The organism is Roseivivax sp., assembly GCF_054552075.1.
The window spans coordinates 52,052-70,635 of the sequence record NZ_JBTOLZ010000017.1; the positions used below are offsets into that span (position 1 = coordinate 52,052).

13 protein-coding genes are annotated in these 18,584 nt (G+C 69.1%); 6 read left to right on the forward strand and 7 right to left on the reverse strand.

Annotated elements, in window-relative coordinates:
- Nucleotides 1-396 precede the first annotated feature (396 nt).
- The 6 genes from acs to ACX938_RS13415 all read right to left on the reverse strand — a co-directional run bounded on the left by acs (nt 397) and on the right by ACX938_RS13415 (nt 7,798).
- Nucleotides 397-2,346, reverse strand: coding sequence for an acetate--CoA ligase (acs, locus tag ACX938_RS13390; RefSeq protein WP_459431423.1), 1,950 nt, complete (start codon nt 2,344-2,346; stop codon nt 397-399).
- 140 nt (nt 2,347-2,486) lie between these two features.
- Nucleotides 2,487-3,242: an ABC transporter ATP-binding protein gene (locus tag ACX938_RS13395; protein WP_459431424.1), complete on the reverse strand. Its 756-nt coding sequence runs from the start codon at nt 3,240-3,242 to the stop codon at nt 2,487-2,489.
- Nucleotides 3,243-3,298: 56 nt separating this feature from the next.
- Complete coding sequence (locus ACX938_RS13400; RefSeq protein WP_232755089.1) at nt 3,299-4,054, reverse strand: ABC transporter ATP-binding protein; 756 nt, start codon at nt 4,052-4,054, stop codon at nt 3,299-3,301.
- Nucleotides 4,055-4,066: 12 nt separating this feature from the next.
- Nucleotides 4,067-5,269, reverse strand: coding sequence for a branched-chain amino acid ABC transporter permease (locus tag ACX938_RS13405; RefSeq protein WP_232755090.1), 1,203 nt, complete (start codon nt 5,267-5,269; stop codon nt 4,067-4,069).
- Between the two features lie 4 nt (nt 5,270-5,273).
- Nucleotides 5,274-6,305 (reverse strand): branched-chain amino acid ABC transporter permease, encoded by a 1,032-nt coding sequence (locus tag ACX938_RS13410; protein WP_459431425.1) that lies wholly within the window; start codon nt 6,303-6,305, stop codon nt 5,274-5,276.
- A gap of 128 nt (nt 6,306-6,433) precedes the next feature.
- Nucleotides 6,434-7,798, reverse strand: a complete 1,365-nt coding sequence (locus ACX938_RS13415; protein ID WP_459431426.1) for a substrate-binding protein — start codon at nt 7,796-7,798, stop codon at nt 6,434-6,436.
- 221 nt (nt 7,799-8,019) lie between these two features.
- Between ACX938_RS13415 and ACX938_RS13420 the strand changes: the two genes are divergently transcribed.
- From ACX938_RS13420 to ACX938_RS13435, 4 genes are all read left to right on the forward strand, one after another.
- The gene (locus ACX938_RS13420; RefSeq protein ID WP_459431427.1) at nt 8,020-9,348 is read left to right on the forward strand and encodes a helix-turn-helix domain-containing protein; all 1,329 of its coding nucleotides are present in this window, start codon (nt 8,020-8,022) and stop codon (nt 9,346-9,348) included.
- Nucleotides 9,349-9,438: 90 nt separating this feature from the next.
- Nucleotides 9,439-9,810, forward strand: a complete 372-nt coding sequence (locus tag ACX938_RS13425; RefSeq protein WP_232755094.1) for a response regulator transcription factor — start codon at nt 9,439-9,441, stop codon at nt 9,808-9,810.
- The gene (locus tag ACX938_RS13430) at nt 9,807-10,094 is read left to right on the forward strand and encodes a hypothetical protein (RefSeq protein WP_232755095.1); all 288 of its coding nucleotides are present in this window, start codon (nt 9,807-9,809) and stop codon (nt 10,092-10,094) included. Before ACX938_RS13425 ends, ACX938_RS13430 begins: the two co-directional genes overlap by 4 nt.
- On the forward strand, nt 10,091-12,790 hold the full coding sequence (locus ACX938_RS13435; RefSeq protein WP_459431428.1) for an ATP-binding protein: 2,700 nt from the start codon (nt 10,091-10,093) through the stop codon (nt 12,788-12,790). Before ACX938_RS13430 ends, ACX938_RS13435 begins: the two co-directional genes overlap by 4 nt.
- Nucleotides 12,791-13,042: 252 nt before the next feature.
- On the opposite strand, the gene ACX938_RS13440 is transcribed toward ACX938_RS13435, so the two are convergent.
- Nucleotides 13,043-13,474 carry a protein tyrosine phosphatase family protein gene (locus ACX938_RS13440; RefSeq protein WP_232755097.1) on the reverse strand — a complete coding sequence of 144 codons (432 nt, stop codon included), beginning with the start codon at nt 13,472-13,474 and terminating at the stop codon, nt 13,043-13,045.
- A 1,058-nt stretch (nt 13,475-14,532) separates the two neighbouring features.
- On the opposite strand from ACX938_RS13440, the gene ACX938_RS13445 reads away from it, so the two are divergent.
- The gene (locus tag ACX938_RS13445) at nt 14,533-16,512 is read left to right on the forward strand and encodes an enoyl-CoA hydratase-related protein (protein ID WP_459431429.1); all 1,980 of its coding nucleotides are present in this window, start codon (nt 14,533-14,535) and stop codon (nt 16,510-16,512) included.
- 149 nt (nt 16,513-16,661) lie between these two features.
- The gene (locus tag ACX938_RS13450; protein ID WP_459431430.1) at nt 16,662-18,563 is read left to right on the forward strand and encodes an acyl-CoA synthetase; all 1,902 of its coding nucleotides are present in this window, start codon (nt 16,662-16,664) and stop codon (nt 18,561-18,563) included.
- Nucleotides 18,564-18,584 lie beyond the last annotated feature (21 nt).

The window sequence follows — 18,584 nt, forward strand, 5'->3', positions numbered from 1 at the left end:
CCGCGCACCTCCTTGCGCCCGAACAGCACCGAAGGTGCCGGGCGCGCGCCGGACCGGCCCCATGGGCCGGCGCTCCTTTGGGTGGCGCGCATAGCTATCCCCTAGTCCTGACCTTGTCGGGATAAAGTGCGCAGCTCGGAGGGCAGCAGCGCCGGCCCCCGGTCCGGCGCGCGCCGTCTGTTCCGACGGGTGTTGGCGTGTGAGGTCTTCGCGTCTCGATTGCTCAGCAAGCGGCCTCCCGCAGTGCGCCCTACCCCTAGCCGTCCACACTCGTTGCGCGACCCACCAAGTTCAAAACGCAGCGCACTATGCCCCCCCCCAAAAAAACACCCGGCCCTAAAGGCCGGGTGCCGCACACACCACACAGAAGCGCAGGGGGCCGCAGCCCCCCCGCCGTCACCGGTTCATCCGGTTCTCGATCAGGTCGTCCACCACCTCGGGCTCGGCCAGCGTCGAGGTGTCGCCGAGCGCGCCGTAGTCGTTCTCGGCGATCTTGCGCAGGATCCGGCGCATGATCTTGCCCGAGCGGGTCTTCGGCAGGCCCGGGGCCCATTGGATCAGGTCCGGCGAGGCGATCGGGCCGATCTCCTGGCGTACCCAGTTGCGCAGCTCCTTGCGCAGATCCTCCGAGGGCGCCTCGCCCTTCATCAGGGTCACGTAGCAATAGATGCCCTGGCCCTTCACGTCGTGGGGATAGCCCACCACCGCGGCCTCGGCGACCTTGTCATGGGCCACCAGCGCCGATTCGACCTCGGCGGTGCCCATGCGGTGGCCGGAGACATTGATCACGTCGTCCACCCGGCCGGTGATCCAGTAGTCGCCGTCGGCGTCCCGGCGGCAGCCGTCGCCTGAGAAGTAATAGCCCTTGTACTGCTGGAAGTAGGTGTTCTCGAAGCGCTCGTGATCGCCCCAGACGGTGCGCATCTGGCCGGGCCAGCTGTCGGCGATGGCCAGGACGCCCTCGGCGGGATTGCCCTCGACCTCCTTGCCCGATTCGGGCTCGAGCACCACCGGACGGATGCCGAAGAAGGGCTTCATCGCGGCGCCCGGCTTGGTGGCATGGGCGCCGGGCAGGGGGGTCATCAGGTGGCCGCCGGTCTCGGTCTGCCACCAGGTGTCGACGATCGGGCAGCGGCCGCCGCCGACGACGCGGTGATACCAGTCCCAGGCCTCGGGGTTGATCGGCTCGCCCACGGTGCCGAGGATCCGCACCGAGGAAAGGTCGCATTTCGTCACGAAATCCTCGCCCTGGCCCATCAGCGCCCGGATCGCGGTCGGCGCGGTGTAGAACTGCGCCACCTGGTGCTTCTCGCAGACCTGCCAGAAGCGCGAGGCGTCGGGATAGGTCGGCACGCCCTCGAACATCAGCGTGGTCGCGCCGTTCGCGAGCGGCCCGTAGATGATGTAGCTGTGGCCGGTCACCCAGCCCACGTCGGCGGTGCACCAATAGACCTCGCCGTCGTGGTAATCGAAAGTGATCTCATGGGTGAGCGCGGCGAAGGCGAGATAGCCGCCCGAGCTATGCACCACGCCCTTGGGCTGCCCGGTGGAGCCCGAGGTATAAAGGATGAAGAGCGGATCCTCGGCGTTCATCGTCTCGGGCGGGCAATCCGCCGAGGCCGCCTGCATCGCCGCGCTGGCGTCCACGTCGCGGGCCTCGTCCCAGGCCACGTCGCCATTGGTGCGGCGCACCACGAGGCATTTCACGCTGGCGTCGCATTGCGCCAGGGCCTTGTCGGCATTGGCCTTGAGCGGGGTCTTCTTGCCGCCGCGCGGGCCCTCGTCGGCGGTGATCACCGCCTTGGCCTGGCAGCCGTTGACGCGCTGCCCCAGCGCATCGGGCGAGAAGCCCGCGAAGACCACCGAATGGATCGCGCCGATCCGCGCGCAGGCGAGCATCGCATAGGCCGCCTCGGGGATCATCGGCAGGTAGATCACCACCCGGTCGCCGCGGCCGATGCCCTGGTCCTTGAGGACATTGGCCATGCGGCAGGTCTGTTCATGCAGCTCGCGGTAGGTGATGTGCTGGGCGTCCTCGCCCGGCTCGTCCGGCTCCCAGATGATCGCGGTCTGATCGGCGCGGGTCTCGAGATGGCGGTCGATGCAGTTGTAGGCGACGTTCAGCTCGCCGTCCTCGAACCATTTGATCGAGACCGCGCCGTGCTGGAAGTTCACGTTCTTGATCTTGGTCGGCGTGGTGACCCAGTCGAGGCGCCGGGCCTCCTCGGCCCAGAAGGCCTCGGGCTCGGCGACGGAGCGGGCATACATCTCCTCGTAGCGCTCTGCGTCGACATGCGCCTTGGCCACCAGTTCCTCCTGCGGGGGATAGGTCTTGGCGTCGGTCATCTGTGGTCTCCTCCTCGTCTTGCTGCACCCGGGCGGCGGGACGGACCCCGGCCCTGCGGCCCCCGGGTGCGTGATAGGAAAAAGGCCGGGGGCCAGCAGCCCCGACCTTCGTTCACGCTGTGCCGCGACCCGAGTGGGGCTCAGATCGCGAGATATTCGTGCCGGAGCTCCTCGTTCTCGAGCACCTCCGCGGCGGTACCGTCGTAGACGACGGAGCCGGTGTCGAGGATGATTGCGCGATCCGCAAGCTGCAGAGCGCGCACGGCGTTCTGTTCCACCAGGATCGTCGTCATGCCCTGGTCCTTGACGTGGCGCAGGGTCTTCTCGATCTCGTCGACGATCACCGGGGCGAGGCCCTCGTAGGGTTCATCGAGCAGAAGAACCTTGATGTCGCGGGCGAGCGCCCGGGCGATCGAGAGCATCTGCTGTTCCCCGCCCGAGAGCGTCACGCCCTCCTGGCGGCGGCGCTCGCCGAGGCGGGGGAAGGGCTCGTAGAGCCGGTCGAGCGACCAGCCGATCGGCGGCTGGATCTGCGCCAGCTGCAGGTTCTCCTCGACGGTGAGGCCGGGGATGATGCGGCGGTCCTCGGGGACAAGCCCCAGGCCGCACTGGCTGGCCTCATGGGCGCGCATCTTGTGCAGCGGCTGGTGGTCGAGCCAGATCTCGCCGCGGTGCACCTGCGGGTTGTCGAGCCGCGCGATGGAGCGCAGCGTGGTGGTCTTGCCGGCGCCGTTGCGGCCCAGGAGGGCCAGGATCTCGCCTTCGTGCACGTTGAAGGAAATCCCCTGCACGATGTAGCTCTCGCCGTAATAGGCATGCATGTCCCAGACCGAGAGGAAGGCGGGAGAGGTTTCGGCCCGGTTGGCGTTGCGGGAAAAATCGGGACGCTCGTTCATCGCTGTATCCTTTGCTCAATGCGCCGGCGCTGAGGGCTGCGCGGGGCGCGGGCCCATCAGGCCGCTTCGCCCAGGTAGGCTTCCTTCACCTTCGGATGGCCCTTGATCCGCTCGGGCGTGTCCTCGACCAGGGGCGTGCCCTGGGCCAGCACGGTGATCCGGTCGGCCAGCGAGAAGACCACATGCATGTCGTGCTCGATGATGCACATGGTGATGTCGCGCTTCTCCTTGATCTCCTTCAGCAGGGCGATGGTGTTGTTGGTGTCGGCCCGCGCCATGCCCGCAGTCGGCTCGTCCAGCAGCAAAAGCTTCGGCCGCTGGATCAGGCACATGGCCATCTCCAGCCGGCGCTTGTCGCCGCGCGACATGGAGGCGGCATGCATGTGCCGCTTGTCGAGCATCTTGACCTCGTCGAGCATCTGCTCGGCCTCGGCCAGAAGCTCGCCCTCGTCCTGGACGTTCTCGATCGCGCGCAGCTTGAAGGCGCCGTCACGCTTGGCCAGGACCGGGATCATCATGTTCTCGAGAACCGAGAGGTCGCCGAAGATCTCGGGCGTCTGGAACACCCGGCTGATGCCCATCTGGTTGATCTCGTAGGGCTTGCGGCCGAGGACCGACTGGCCGGCGAACATCACCGAGCCGGTGTCGGGGATCAGCTTGCCGACGAGGCAGTTGAGCAGCGTCGACTTGCCCGCGCCGTTCGGCCCGATGATCGCATGCACCGTGTTCTCGGCCACCGAGAGGTTCACGTCACCCAGCGCCTGGAGCCCGCCGAAGCGCTTGTTCACATCCTTGACTTCGAGGATACCCATGGATCGCGCTCCTTATTCCGCGGGGGTTTCTTGCTTGGCGCTCTCGTCCCCGGCGCCGGACTTCTTGCCGCGCCGGAAGATCGAGGCGATCCGCTGGCCGCCCTCGACGAGGCCGCCGGGCAGGAAGATCACCACCGCCATGAACATCAGGCCCAGCGTCAGGTGCCAGCCCTTGCCCACGAAGGGGTAGAAGATGGTCACGAGGAAATCCTCCATCCCGTCGGGCAGGAAGGCGAACCATTCGTGCAGTACGGTCGAATTGATCTTCGAGACGATGTTTTCCATGTACTTGATGAAGCCCGCGCCGAGCACCGGGCCGATCAGCGTGCCGGCGCCGCCGAGGATGGTCATCAGCACCACCTCGCCCGAGGCGGTCCAGAACATCCGCTCGGGGCCGACCTGGGTGTCCATGGCCACCATGAGCCCGCCCGCGAGGCCCGCGTACATCCCCGAGATCACGAAGGCCGCCAGGGTGTAGGGGCGCGAGTTGAGGCCGGTGTAGTTCATCCGCTGCTGGTTCGACTTCACCGCCCGCAGCATCATGCCGAAGGGCGAGCGGAAGATGCGGATCGCGAGGTAGAAGGCCACCAGCATCACCAGCGCGCAGACGTAGTAGCCGACGTTCATGGTGAACTCCCAGCCGCCGGCGCGCAGGATCGCGCTGTCGCCCATCTCGAGCCCGAAGAGGTTGGCCCGGCCGATCTCGCCCTCGGCGAGGTTGGACAGGAGCGGGTCGTCGCCCGGCTTGATCTGCAGCCCGGTCTCGCCGCCGGTGATCGGGGTCAGCACCGAATAGGCCAGCGCGTAGGACATCTGCGCGAAGGCCAGCGTCAGGATCGAGAAGTAGATGCCCGAGCGGCGCAGCGAGATGTAACCCACCACCACCGAGAAGAGCGCGGCGAAGATGATCGCCATGATGATGCCCGGGATGATGTTCAGCGACACCAGCTTCATCATCCAGATCGCCGCGTAGGAGCCGACGCCCAGGAAGGCCGCATGGCCGAAGGACAGGTAGCCGGTGAGCCCGAAGAGGATGTTGAAGCCGATCGCGAAGATCCCGAAGATCACGAAGCGCTGCATCAGGTCGGGATAGCCCGCGTTGAACTGCGCCATGGCGCTGTCGACCGGGAAGGGGTTCAGCAGGAAGGGCGCCAGCAGGGCCAGCATCGCCACGAGCAGGAAGACCGACAGGTCCTTACCTTTGATACCGAGCATGGACTTACTCCTCCATCACGCCCTTGCGGCCCATGAGGCCACGCGGACGGGTCAGCAGAATGATGATCGCGACGAGGTAGATGACGATCTGGTTGATGCCGGGCAGCAGGTCGACCACGGCGGGCATGGAGGCGAAGCTCTCGAGGATGCCCAGGAGGAACCCCGCAAAGACCGCCCCGGGCAGCGAGCCCATGCCGCCGACCACCACCACGACGAAGCTCAGGACCAGGAAGTCCATGCCCATGTGGTAGTTCGGCGCGACAATGGGCGCATACATCACCCCCGCGAGCCCCGCCACGCAGGCGGCCATGGCGAACATCAGCGTGAAGCGCTTGTCGATGTCGATGCCCAGCAGGCCGACGGTCTCGCGGTCGGCCATGCCGGCGCGGACCACCATGCCGAAGGTGGTAAACTGCAGGAAGGCGAAGACCGCGCCGATGACCACGGCGGCGAAGAAGAAATACACCAGCCGCCAATAGGGATACATGATGGTCAGCGGGTCGTAGCCCAGCCAGACGCCGAAATCGAAGCTGCCGGTGAAGGCCTCGGGGGCGGGGGTCTGGATCGGGTTGGCGCCGAAGAAGGCCTTGATGATCTCCTGCAGCACGATGGCGAGGCCGAAGGTCACCAGGATCTGGTCGGCATGCGGGCGCTTGTAGAAATGCTTGATCAGGCCGCGCTCCATGGCGAAGCCGACGCCCACCATGACCGGGATCGAGAAGAGGATCGCCAGCGGCACCGCCCAGTCGATGATCGAGGCGCCGAGCTCGGGGCCGAAGATGTCGTGCATGTAGGGCACGTCGACGGTCATCGGATTGCCGAGGAAGTCGGTCCGCGTCTCGTCCACGATCTCGTGGCTCAGGCTGATCAGCCGCGAGAAGATCACCGCGCAGAAGGCGCCCAGCATGAAGAGCGCCCCATGGGCGAAATTCACCACGCCGAGCGTGCCGAAGATCAGGGTCAGGCCGAGCGCGATCAGCGCATAGGCCGATCCCTTGTCGAGCCCGTTGAGGACTTGGACGATGAACTGATCCATGGCTGGAAGGCCCCCCGTATGGATTCTCTGAGGTCGGAAGCGACCGCGCCCCTGCGGTCGGATGGCCGGGGGCGGCCGCACCGCCCCCGGGCTCTGGGTCTCACGCGCTGGGCGTCAGGACCCGGCGATCACGCGCCGTTGTTGCAGGACCCGAGCGCACCGCCCGAGAACTGCGGGTGGTCGGGCGCATAGGTGACCTGTTCGGTCGGGGTGACCTCGACGATCTCCACCAGGTCGAACTCGTTCTCCGGGTTCTCCTTGCCGCGCACCACGACGACGTCCTTGAAGCACTGGTGGTCCTCGGCGCGGTAGAGCGTCGGGCCGTTGCCCAGGCCGTCGAACTCGAAGCCTTCCAGCGCCTCGACCACGGCGCAGGGCTGGAACGAGCCCGCGCGGGTGACCGCATCGGCGTAAAGCAGCGTCTGCACGTAGCAGGTATGCGCCGCCTGGGAGGGCGGGAAGCCGTACTTCTCGCCGAAGGACTTCACGAAGGCATTGGTGCCCTTGTAGCGCTCGCCCAGCTGGTTCTCGAGTTTCCAGTCCCAGTTCTGCGAGCCGAGGATGCCGGCGATGTTCTGGCCGGCGCCGCGGGCCATGAGCTCGGAGTAGAGCGGCACCACGATCTCGAACTGCTTGCCGTTGGCCTGGGCCTCGCGCAGGCCGAACTGCACGGCGTTGGTGAGCGAGTTCACCATGTTGCCGCCGTAGTGGTTCAGCACGAGGATATCCGCGCCCGAGTTCAGGACCGGCGCGATATAGGACGAGAAGTCGGTCTGGGTCAGCGGGGTTTTGACCGAGTTCACGGTCTCCCAGCCCAGGGCCTCGGTCGAGGAGGCCATGGCCTCTTCGGTGGTGTAGCCCCAGTTGTAGTCCGCGGTCAGGTGGTAGGCCTTGCGGTCCGCGCCGTACTGGTCGACGAGGATCGGCGCCAGCGCGGCCCCGGACATGTAGGAGTTGAAGAAGTGCCGGAAGCCGTTGGCCTTGCGGTCCTTGCCGGTGGTGTCGTTGGAGTGGGTCAGGCCGGCCATGAAGATCACGCCCGCCTCCTGGCAGAGCGCCTGCACGGCCACCGCGACGCCCGAGGAGGAGCCGCCGGTGATCATCACCGCGCCGTCCTTCTCGATCATCGAGCGGGCGGAGGCGCGGGCGGCGTCGGACTTGGTCTGGGTGTCGCCGGTGACGTATTCGACCTTCTTGCCGAGGATGCCGGTGCCCTCGAGCGCCTGGCTCGAGAAGGTCTGCAGCATCCCGCCGTCGCCTTCGCCGTTCAGGTGCTCGACCGCGAGCTGGTAGGCGCGCAGCTCGTCGGCGCCCTCGTCGGCATAGGGGCCGGACTGCGGCACGTTGAAGCCGAGGGTGACCGTGTCGCCGGTGGGCGCATTGGTGAAGCCCGAATGCGCGGCGGCGCGAAGATAGGTCGGCAGGGTCAGGCCGGCCGCTGCACCGGCGCCGGTTCTCAGCACGCCGCGGCGTGTCACGTTATACTTGGACATAAACATCCTCCCTTGATGGATTTTGCGGGAGGGCCTCCTCAAGCCCGCCGCAAAGGCACGGATCACGTGCAAAGCGATTATGCGGGTATGTTCGAAAACCGATCAACAACTGCCTTGTGGCAAACAGTTTTTTTGTGAAAGACCTAACAGAACACTATTGTAAACTGTAAATTGCTTTATGTTGCGGCGCAGAAAGGCCTTGCACGCAAGGGGGTTATCACATGGCGCGGGACACGTTGACCGGGAGCCGGATCCGCGAGCGGCGGATCATCGCGGGGCTCAAGCAGGCCGAGCTGGCGCGGGCCGCCGACATCTCGGCGAGCTACCTCAACCTGATCGAGCACAACCGCCGCAGAATCGGCGGCAAGCTCCTGGTCGAGATCGCGCGGCTTCTCGACGTGGAACCCGCGCTTCTGACCGAAGGCGCAGGCGCGACGCTGGTGCAGAGCCTGCGCGAGGCGGCCTCCTCCGGGGAGGCGGGCGCGGGCGAGGCCGAGCTCGACCGGGTCGACGAGTTCGCCGGGCGCTTCCCCGGCTGGGCCGGGCTTCTGGCCGCCAAGGAGCGCCGGGTCGGCACGCTCGAACGCGCGGTGGAGACGCTGTCGGACCGGCTGACCCATGACCCCCAGCTCGCCGCCTCGCTGCACGAGATGCTGAGCCGGGTGACGGCGATCCGCTCGGCGGCCTCGATCCTGGCCGAGCCGGGGGAAATCTCGCCCGAGTGGCAGGGCCGCTTTCACCGCAACATCTACGAGGACAGCGGGCTTCTGGCCGAGACCTCGCGGGCGCTCGTGGCCTATCTCGAGGCCGGCGACGAGCCGAAGTCCCAGCAGGCCACCGCCCCGCAGGAGGAGCTCGACGCGATCCTTGGCGGCGAGGGCTATGCCTTCCCGAGCCTCGAGGCCGGAGAGGAGACGCCCGAGGCCTTGGCCGCGCGGCTCTCCGAGGGCGCCTCGGAGGCGGCGGCGGGGCTTTTGACGGCGCATCTGGCGCGGGCGGCGGCGGACATCGCGGCGCTGCCTGCGGACGCGCTGGCCGCCGCGCGCGACGCGCTCGGCCCCGATCCGGTGGCGCTGGCGGCACGGCTCGGCCAGCCCATCGGGCGGGTGATGCGTCGGCTCGCGGCCATGCCCGAGGCCGAAGGCGCGCGCCCGGGGCTGGTGATCTGCGACGCCTCGGGGGTGCTGACCGCGCGCCAGCCGATCGCCGATTTCCCGCTGCCGCGCTTCGGGGCGGGCTGCCCGCTCTGGCCGCTTTACGCCGCGCTGAACCGCCCCGGCGTGCCGCTCAGTGCGCGGCTCGAACAGCCGGGGCGGCCGCCCCGCACCGTGCGCGCCTTTGCCGTGGCCGAACCCGCCGAGCCGCCGCGCCTCGACCGCCCGCCGCTTTACGAGGCGGTGATGCTGGTCCTGCCCGACGGCCCCGAGGAGGACGGCCAGGCCCCCGCGCCGCAGCCCGTCGGCGTGAACTGCCGGATCTGCCCGCGCCGCGATTGCCCCGGCCGCCGCGAGCCGACGATCCTCGCCGCCGAGCGCGACACAGGCTTTTGACAGGGGCGCGCGGCTTCTTCATAAAAACGTCACGGCCCGCGGGGACGGGCCGACCCAGAAGGTGCACAGGGGGAGGGGAGGCCGCCTTGCATGTCCAAACGACTGCTGCTGATCGAGGATGAGCCCAACATCATCGAGGCGATCAGCTTCATCCTGTCGCGGGACGGCTGGCAGGTCACATCCCATGTCTCGGGCCGCGACGCGGTCGACCGCATCCGCCGCGAGGCGCCGGATGTGGTGATCCTCGACGTCATGCTGCCGGGCAAAAGCGGCTACGACGTCCTGCAGGAGATCCGCAACGACGACGCGCTCTCGGGCCTGCCGGTGCTGATGCTGACCGCGCGGGGCCAGGACAAGGACCGCGAGCTGGCGCTGCGCGCCGGTGCCGACCGCTTCATGACCAAGCCCTTCTCCAACACCGAGGTGCTCGAGGCGGTGCGCGCCATGGTGCCCGCGGCATGAGCCAGCCGCCCGATCCCCGGGCCCGGCCGCCGGCCTTCTTCCTCGAACGGCAGACCTATCGGCGGCGGCGGCTGCAGGACGCGGCGCGGCTTCTGCCGGTGATCGGCATCTTCGCCTGGCTGGTGCCGCTGCTCTGGCCGCGCTCGGGCGAAGAGGCGCCGCTCATGGGCAGCGCGCTGGTCTATGTCTTCACGGTCTGGATCCTGCTGATCGTGGCCGGGGCGCTCTTGTCGCGGCGGCTGACCCTGCGCGACGCCGCCGAAGCCGAGCGCGGTCTGGAATGATCTCCTTCAACGGGCTCGTCGCGATCTGCCTGGCCTATGTGGTGCTGCTGTTTGCGGTGGCCTTCACCGCCGACCGGCTGGCGCGGCTCGGGCGCGGGCGCTGGCTGCGGTCGCCGCTCGTCTACACGCTCTCGCTGTCGATCTATGCCACGGCCTGGACCTTCTACGGCGCGGTCGGCTCGGCGGTGCGGAGCGGGCTCGAGTTCGTGGCGATCTACCTCGGGCCCAGCATCGTGATGTTCGGCTGGTGGTGGCTCCTGCGCAAGCTGGTGCGGATCGGCCGCTCGCAGCGCATCACCTCGGTCGCCGACCTGATCTCCTCGCGCTTCGGCAAGTCGAACCTGCTGGCGGTGCTGGTGACGCTTCTCTCGGTCGTCGCCGCAACGCCCTATATCGCGCTGCAGCTGCAGTCGGTGACCGTCTCCTTCGAGGTCTTCGGAGCCTCGACCACCGCGGGCGCCGGCGCCGAGGCGCGGGCCAGCAACAGCCCGACGGCCTTCTGGGTAGCGCTGGGGCTTGCGCTTTTCACGGTGATCTTCGGCACCCGCAACCTCGACGCCAACGAGCGCCACCACGGCGTGGTCATGGCCATCGCGCTCGAGGCGGTGGTCAAGCTTTTCGCGCTGATGACCGTGGGCATCTTCGTGGTCTGGGGGCTCTCGGGCGGGGTGCCCGAGACGCTGGCGCGGATCGAAGCCTCCGAGCTCGGCCAGTGGCAGATCGACGGCGGGCGCTGGGCGGGGCTGATCTTCCTGTCGGGCGCGGCCTTCCTCTGCCTGCCGCGGATGTTCCAGGTGCTGGTGGTCGAGGCCGCCGACGAGGACCACCTGCGCACCGCGAGCTGGGCCTTCCCGGCCTATCTCCTGGCCATGTCGGTCTTCGTCATGCCGATCGCGGTGATCGGGCTGGACCTGCTGCCCGAGGGCTCGAACCCCGACCTCTTCGTGCTGACCCTGCCGCTCAGCCAGGGGGCCGAGGGCGTGGCGGTCCTCTCCTTCCTCGGCGGCTTCTCCTCGGCGACCTCCATGGTGATCGTCGCGGCCATCGCGCTTTCGACCATGGTGTCGAACCACATTGTCATGCCGCTCTGGCTGCGGCTGACCGGCGGGCGAGCCTCGATCTCGGGCGACGTGCGCAACGTGGTGCTGACCGCGCGGCGGGTCTCGATCGTCTCCATCGTGCTCCTGGGTTACGTCTATTACTCCGTCTCGGGCGGCGGCGCGGCGCTGGCGGCGATCGGCATCATCTCCTTCGTGGGCGTGGTGCAGGTGCTGCCCTCGATGATCGGGGGCATCTTCTGGCGCGGCGCGACCCGCACCGGGGCCATCGCGGGGCTGGTGACCGGCTCGGTGATCTGGCTCTACACCTTCTTCCTGCCCTCGATCGGGCTGCCGATCTTCTCCGAGGCGCTCATGGCCGAGGGGCCGGCGGGGCTCTCCTGGCTGCGCCCGCAGGCGCTTTTCGGGATCGGCGGCATCGACCCGATGCTGCATGCGCTCCTGTGGTCGCTCTCGCTCAACTCGCTGGCTTTCTTCGGCGGCTCGGTCCTGAGCTTCCCGAGCCCGGTGGAGCGGCTGCAGGGCGCGCAGTTCGTGAATATCTTCCAGCATTCCGGTGGCCCGCGCAGCTGGGCCTCGGGCGTGGCCCAGACCGAGGACCTGCTGATCATGGCGCAGCGCATCCTGGGCCCGCAGGAGGCCATCGCGCTTTTCGCCCGCGAGGCCCGCGCCCAGGGCGGGCGGGGCGATCTGCCCGAGCCCCGGCCCGACTTCCTCGAGACGCTGGAGCGCGAGCTCGCGGGTTCGGTCGGGGCGGCGACGGCCCATGCGATGATCGGCCAGATCGTCGGCGGCACCTCGGTCTCGGTGCAGGACCTCATGGCGGTGGCCGACGAATCCGCGCAGCTGATGGAATATTCCGCCCGGCTCGAGACCCAGTCGGCCGAGCTCTCCCGCACCGCGCGGCAGCTGCGCGAGGCCAACGACAAGCTCACGCGGCTCTCGGTGCAGAAGGACAGCTTCCTGAGCCAGATCAGCCACGAGCTGCGCACGCCCATGGCCTCGATCCGGGCCTTCTCGGAGATCCTGCGCGACTCGGGCGGGCTCTCCGAGGCCGAGCAGTCGAAGTTCGCCTCGATCATCCACGACGAGGCGATCCGGCTGACCCGGCTTCTCGACGACATCCTCGACCTCTCGGTGATGGAGAACGGCCGCGTGCATCTGAACCTGCGCGAGGGGCGGCTCTCCGAGGTGCTCGACCGGGCGGTGGCCTCGGCGGCGGCGGGCGAGGGCAAGGGCGCCTTGGAGATCCGCCGCAACCGCGCCACCGAGGACCACGCCATCACCACCGACCTCGACCGGCTGGCGCAGGTCTTCATCAACCTCATCTCCAACGCGCAGAAATACTGCGAGGCGGCGCGGCCGCGGCTGACGATCCGCGTGCAGGACCTGGGCGAGAGCCTGGCGATCGACTTCATCGACAACGGCCACGGCATCCCGCGCGAGGCCCGCGACGTGATCTTCGAGAAGTTCTCGCGGATCTCCGACCAGAAGGCCGGCGGGGCGGGGCTGGGGCTGGCGATCTGCCGACAGGTGCTGGAGCGGCTGGGCGGCACCATCGCCTATATGCCGGGCGAGGGCGGCGCGGCCTTCCGCGTGATGCTGCCCCGCGGCGCGGCGCTGGCGGCGGCGGAGTAAGGCGGGGGTCGTCTAAGGAAGGCGGAGGGGGCTTGGGGCGGTGCCCCGGCCATTGATTGCAGCGTCCCCAGGCGGGGTTTCGAGCCTAAGGGAAGCAGATTTGGAGATGGCGCGGCTTAGGTTTGAAGGGGACAGGGGGCGGTGCCACGGTGATCTCGGCCCGAGCCTGCAAAGGCTCAGGCGTCGCGCAGTCTCACTCTGTGAGGACAAGACGGGCCACGGTGGGCCAGGGCACCAGCACGCAGCCGAGGCTCACCCGCGCTGGGCGGCCACCGCGTCGAGGGTCGGGCGCAGTCCGCTCAGGTCGTAGCCCGCCTGGGCGGTCTGGCGCAGGATCTCCTCGACCGGCATCTGCCCGGCCTTGGAGAGCGCCCAGACCACGCTGCAGCGCGTGCCCGAGGCGCAATATGCCAGCACCTTGCCGCCCGCGCCTTCGACCAGCGCTTCCTGCTGGGCGATGTTCTCGGGCGTCATGGTCTGATGGGTCAGCGGCAGCACCTCGAACTCGAGCCCCGCCGCGCGCACCGCGTCGCCGATGGCATCCGCCTGGTGACTCGGCGGCACCTCGGCATCGGGCCGGTTGCAGATGACCCGGGTGAAGCCGGCTTCGGCGATGGCGGAGACATCCTCCACGCCGATCTGCGGGCTGACGAAATAGGTATCGGTGACGCGCTTTGCTTCCATGGCTCCGAATTACTCTGCCACGCGGGTTCTGTCCAGATGGCGGGAGAAGTCGGGGCGGGAAAGACCCGTGGGACGGGATCGGGCGAGGGGCTGGCGGGGCATTTGGTCGGTGGGCGAGGGGGCTTTGGAGGAGGCCTTCTTGCGCACAGACCTGCCGCGCGACCGGTGCCGCAGAGTGCCAAGAGGGCCGACTTGCCAGCTTGGGGAAGGTTTCCCGCCGCCCTCTTAAATGCTGCGCCGCAAAGTCCGGTTAATCCGCGGCGCAGGTGGCAACGCAACAACCTGAAGGACGTGCCGCGAAATTGGCCGTTTTCTGCGTCGGATTGGTTCTCCGGTCCCGCAAATGACCCGGTCAAAGGCGGGCAGGGGCGAGCCGGTCCGTGCCACGCCCTGACCCTGCGAGCCTCGGGCGGATCCGCTACCTTCCCGCGCAGCCTGAAACTCGCGCTGCGGGTCGGCCTGACCAACTGCGTCACCCGGCCATCTCACCCCGGCCAATCTGCACACATTCTCTGAAATCGCGCTGCGCGCCGCCCTCCCAACTCGGGGTCGAAACGCCCCGGCCCTCACCGTGCGCGACAAGTAAAGATGTTTTTGCTCATATGGTTATCGGCCCGGCTAAGCGGTCCGACGTCACATTGCGAGAGAGGGGCAGGCAAGGCTCAGGCGCCAAACGCATACAAAAAGCCCGCCTCACGTCACCTCGCAAGCCTTTGCAATTCCGGCCAAAGCTCGGCTCCTCGCAAAGGCACGCCCCGTGCCGCTCAAACCACCGTTTAACCGCCGGCGCCAATCCGACCGCCAGAGCGCAAACACCACCCAGCACACCACCATTCCAGCCCGCCGCGCCGCCCACACCGCCCAAAGCCGCCAAACCCGCCCCGCACACCGCGACACACCCCACCCCCCCGGCAACCCGCGCGGGTGCTTGTCGGCCCCCGGGGCTTTCCGCCATACATGTGGATAACCTCGTGGAGAACTTGGGCCAAATCGCCTTCCCTTAGGTCAAGGCGAGGCGTCCCGAGGCGCGCGGCGGGCAGGGCAGCAAGGGGGCCGAGATGGCGGAACTGGTCGAGCGGCAGGACGCGGAGGGCACCGCGGTCCTCACCTTCTCCCATCCGCCCGCCAATGCCCTGACCTCCGCGCTGCGCGCCGCCCTCGCCGAAGCCTTCGCCAAGGCCGAGGCCGACCCCGAGGTCTTCGCGATCGTGCTGGCCGGGGGCGGGCGGATGTTCTGCGGCGGGCTCGACCTCGGCGAGATCGGCGCGCCCGAGGCGGGCCCCGGCCTCATGGCGCTTTGCCGCGCCATCGAAGCCTGCCCCAAACCGGTGGTCGCCGCGCTGCACGGGTTGGCCTTGGGCGGCGGGGCGGAGCTGGCGCTGGCGGCGCATTACCGGCTGGCGGACCCCGAGGCGCGCATCGCCTTCCCCGAGGTCTCGCTGGGCCTCGTGCCCCATGGCGGCGCGACCCAGCGGCTGCCGCGCATCCTCGGCGCGGGACCTGCGGCCGAGCTGATGCTCTCGGGCCGGGCGCTGCCCTTCCGGCTCGAAAGCCTGAAGGGGCTTGCCGATGCGGTGGTGCCCGGTCCCCTGGTCGAGGCCGCCCGGCGCTTCTGCAAGACGCTGCGCGCCAAGGGCATCGGCCCGCGCCCGACCTCCGCCCGCCGGCAGGGGCTGGGCGATCCGGGCCGCTACCAGCAGGCCGTGGCCGCTGCGCGCGCCCGGGCGCAAGGGCAGGGAGAGGCGGCCCGGGCGCTGGTCGATTGCCTCGAGGCCGCGCAGCTTCTGCCTTTCGAGGCCGGACTCGCCCGCGAGGCCGATGCCTTCGAGACGCTGGCCGGCTCGGACGAAAGCCGGGCGCTGCGCCATCTCTACGCCGCCGAGCGGCGCGCGCTGGCCGCGACCGCACCCGCCGGACCCGCGCCCGAGATCCGCCGCATCGCGGTTCTTGGCGGCGGGCCGCTGGCCACCCAGCTGGTGATCACCGCGCTCGACCGCGGGCTTGCGGTCGACTGGGGCACCCGCGACCCCGAGATGCTGCGGAGCGCCATGGGCGAGGTGCGCCGCGCGCTCGAAGCGGCACGGCAGAGCGGCCGGGTCGACGAGGCCACGCTGACCACGCGGCTCGAACGGCTGCGGCTCGGAGAAAGCACGGCCATGGTCACCGAGGCGCAGGTGGCGCTTCTGGCCGCGCGCGGGCAGGGGGCGGTGGCGCTGCCCGAGGGCGTGCCCCGGCTCCGCGCCTTCCCCGGCCCGGTCGAGGGGCTGGCCCTGCGCTTCGGCACGCCCGCGCCGGACAGCCGGCTCCTGGAGCTCTTGGTGGGCCCGCGCGCCGAGCCCGCCCAGCTCGCCCGGGCCGAGGCGCTGGGCCGGGCGCTCGGCAAGGTCACCCTGAAGGTCCGCACCTCTGGCCCCTCGGTCACCGAGCGGGTCATGGCCGTGCTGCACCGCGCCTGCGATGCGCTCATAGACATGGGCCAGGCGCCCGAGGCCCTGGACGCCGCGCTGCGCGCCTGGGGCTGGTCCCGCCCGCCTTTCGAGGCACGCGACCTGCGCGGGCTGGCGGAGTTCTCCGAGGCGCCGCGCGCCGAAGGGGCGGAGAACTGGAGCCGCCTCCTGCGCGACGCCGGCCGCGAGGGTGCCGCCTCGGGCGCGGGCTTCTACGCCCATGGCCCCGAGGGGCCGCGCCCCGACGCGGCGGTCCGCGCGCTTATCGACGCCCGCCGCCCGAGCGCGGCCCCTCTGCCGCCCGAGACTCTGATCACGCTGCTTGTCGCGGTCATGGCCAACGAAGGCGCCGCGATCCTGGAAGAGGGCATGGTCGCCCGCGCCGAGGAGATCGACCTGGCCCTGGTGCTTGGCCAGGGCCTGCCGCGGCACCGGGGCGGGCCGATGAAAGCCGCCGATCTCGCCGGGCTGACCCGGTTGCGCGGCCTTCTGCAAGCGCAGGACCATCCCGATGCCGCGCTCTTCGCGCCGCATCCGCTCTGGGCTGCCCGCGCCCGGAACGGGAAGGGGTTCTGCGATCCCCCGGGCTGAACCCGCGCGCCCGCCTGCACGCTGACCCGCCGTGCACACCGCACCCTCCCGAACGTCGCGTCACGCGGCTTTTGCCGTGGCGTTCAATCGCTTGCATGGACTCGCCGCTCCCACCACACTCGGCCCCGGGAGAGAACGGGAGGACCCCCATGAGCTTTGCTTCCTTCGCGGACCGCGACGCCATCGAAAACGAGATGCCCTGGGCGGAACGCGACCTGCCCAAGACGCTGTACGGCCTCTTGTCGCGGACCGCGGGCAAGTTCCCCGACCGCCCGGCGGTGAGCTACCAGATCTTCTCGGGCCCGACCGACAAGGCCGAGACCGTCACCTGGCGCGAGCTGCGCGAGCGCACCGCCCAGGCGGCCAACCTCTTCCGCAGCCTCGGCATCGGCAAGGACGACGTGGTGGCCTATGTGCTGCCCAACGCCAACGAGACGATCTACGCGCTGCTCGGCGGCGCGGTGGCGGGGATCGCCAATCCGATCAACCCGCTGCTCGAGCCCGAGCAGATCGGCGCCATCCTGCGCGAGACCGGCGCCAAGGTGGTGGTGACGCTGAAGCCCTTCCCCAAGACCGACGTGGCCCAGAAGGTCCAGGAGGCGGTGCGCCATGCGCCCGGGGTGACGACCATCCTGCAGGTCGACCTCAACCGCTACCTGACGCCGCCGAAGTCCTGGATCGTGCCGCTGGTCCGGCCGAAGCTCGCGGGATCGAGCCATGCCGACGTCAAGAGCTTCACTGCCGAGATGGCCAAGCAGCCGCGTGAGCTGGCCTTCGAGGACCCCGACGAGGACCGCGTGGCGGCCTATTTCCACACCGGCGGCACCACCGGCATGCCCAAGGTCGCCCAGCATCTCTACTCGGGGATGATCTACAACGGCTGGCTCGGGCACAGGCTCCTCTTCTCCGAAGAGGACAACATCATCTGCCCGCTGCCGCTCTTCCACGTCTTCGCCTGCCACGTGATCCTCATGGCGGCGGTCGCATCCGGGGCGCATGTGGTCTTCCCGACCCCGCAGGGCTACCGGGGCGAGGGCGTCTTCGACAACTTCTGGAAGCTGGTCGAACGCTGGAAGATCTCCTTCATCATCACCGTGCCGACGGCGGTCTCGGCGCTCATGCAGCGCAAGGTCGATGCCGATGTCTCCTCGGTGAAGACCGCCTTCTCGGGCTCCGCGCCGATGCCGCTGGAGCTCTTCAAGCGCTTCGAGGCCGCCTCGGGCGTCACCGTGGTCGAGGGCTACGGGCTGACCGAGGCCACCTGCCTGGTGTCCTGCAACCCGCCCGACGGCGAGAAGAAGGTCGGCTCGATCGGCATTCCCTTCCCCTATACGGACGTGAAGATCGTGCGCCAGACCGGCGAGGGGCCGGTGGAATGCGCCACCGACGAGATCGGCGAGATCTGCATCTCCAACCCCGGGGTCTATGCCGGCTCGACCTATACCGAGGTCGACAAGAACCGCGACCTCTTCCACGAGGGCATCTACCTGCGCACCGGCGATCTCGGGCGGATCGACGCTGACGGCTACCTCTGGATCACCGGCCGGGCCAAGGACCTGATCATTCGCGGGGGCCACAACATCGACCCCGCCGAGATCGAGGAGGCGCTGCTCACCCATCCCGCGGTGGCCTTCGCGGGCGCCATCGGCCAGCCCGACGCGCATTCGGGCGAGCTTCCTTGCGCCTATGTCGAGCTGGTCGAGGGCGGCGATGTCACCGAGGAGGCGCTTCTCGAGCATTGCCGCACGCATGTGCACGAACGCGCCGCCCAGCCGAAATATCTGGGCATCCTCGACGAGCTGCCGAAGACCGCCGTGGGCAAGGTCTTCAAGCCCGACCTGCGCAAGCGCGCGATCACCCGGATCTACAACGCCGCGCTCGAGGAAAAGGGCGTGCCCGCCCGGGTCGCCGGTGTGATCGACGACAAGAAACGCGGCCTCGTGGCGCAGGTCACCGCCCATGGCGCCTCGGAAGCCGATGTCGCGGGCGTGCTCTCCGCCTTCACCCGCCCTTGGGAATGGGCCGAGGAAGGCCGCGTCGCCGCCGAGTAACTCCAGCGCGCGCCGCCCTCA

Bases quoted from the DNA above. Each gene is read 5' to 3' on its own strand.
- ACX938_RS13430 (WP_232755095.1), top strand. From the start codon at position 9,807: ATGAGCCAGCCGCCCGATCCCCGGGCCCGGCCGCCGGCCTTCTTCCTC.
- ACX938_RS13445 (WP_459431429.1), top strand. From the start codon at position 14,533: ATGGCGGAACTGGTCGAGCGGCAGGACGCGGAGGGCACCGCGGTCCTC.
- acs (WP_459431423.1), bottom strand. From the start codon at position 2,346: ATGACCGACGCCAAGACCTATCCCCCGCAGGAGGAACTGGTGGCCAAG.
- ACX938_RS13410 (WP_459431425.1), bottom strand. From the start codon at position 6,305: ATGGATCAGTTCATCGTCCAAGTCCTCAACGGGCTCGACAAGGGATCG.
- ACX938_RS13420 (WP_459431427.1), top strand. From the start codon at position 8,020: ATGGCGCGGGACACGTTGACCGGGAGCCGGATCCGCGAGCGGCGGATC.
- ACX938_RS13415 (WP_459431426.1), bottom strand. From the start codon at position 7,798: ATGTCCAAGTATAACGTGACACGCCGCGGCGTGCTGAGAACCGGCGCC.
- ACX938_RS13450 (WP_459431430.1), top strand. From the start codon at position 16,662: ATGAGCTTTGCTTCCTTCGCGGACCGCGACGCCATCGAAAACGAGATG.
- ACX938_RS13405 (WP_232755090.1), bottom strand. From the start codon at position 5,269: ATGCTCGGTATCAAAGGTAAGGACCTGTCGGTCTTCCTGCTCGTGGCG.
- ACX938_RS13400 (WP_232755089.1), bottom strand. From the start codon at position 4,054: ATGGGTATCCTCGAAGTCAAGGATGTGAACAAGCGCTTCGGCGGGCTC.
- ACX938_RS13440 (WP_232755097.1), bottom strand. From the start codon at position 13,474: ATGGAAGCAAAGCGCGTCACCGATACCTATTTCGTCAGCCCGCAGATC.
- ACX938_RS13435 (WP_459431428.1), top strand. From the start codon at position 10,091: ATGATCTCCTTCAACGGGCTCGTCGCGATCTGCCTGGCCTATGTGGTG.
- ACX938_RS13425 (WP_232755094.1), top strand. From the start codon at position 9,439: ATGTCCAAACGACTGCTGCTGATCGAGGATGAGCCCAACATCATCGAG.
- ACX938_RS13395 (WP_459431424.1), bottom strand. From the start codon at position 3,242: ATGAACGAGCGTCCCGATTTTTCCCGCAACGCCAACCGGGCCGAAACC.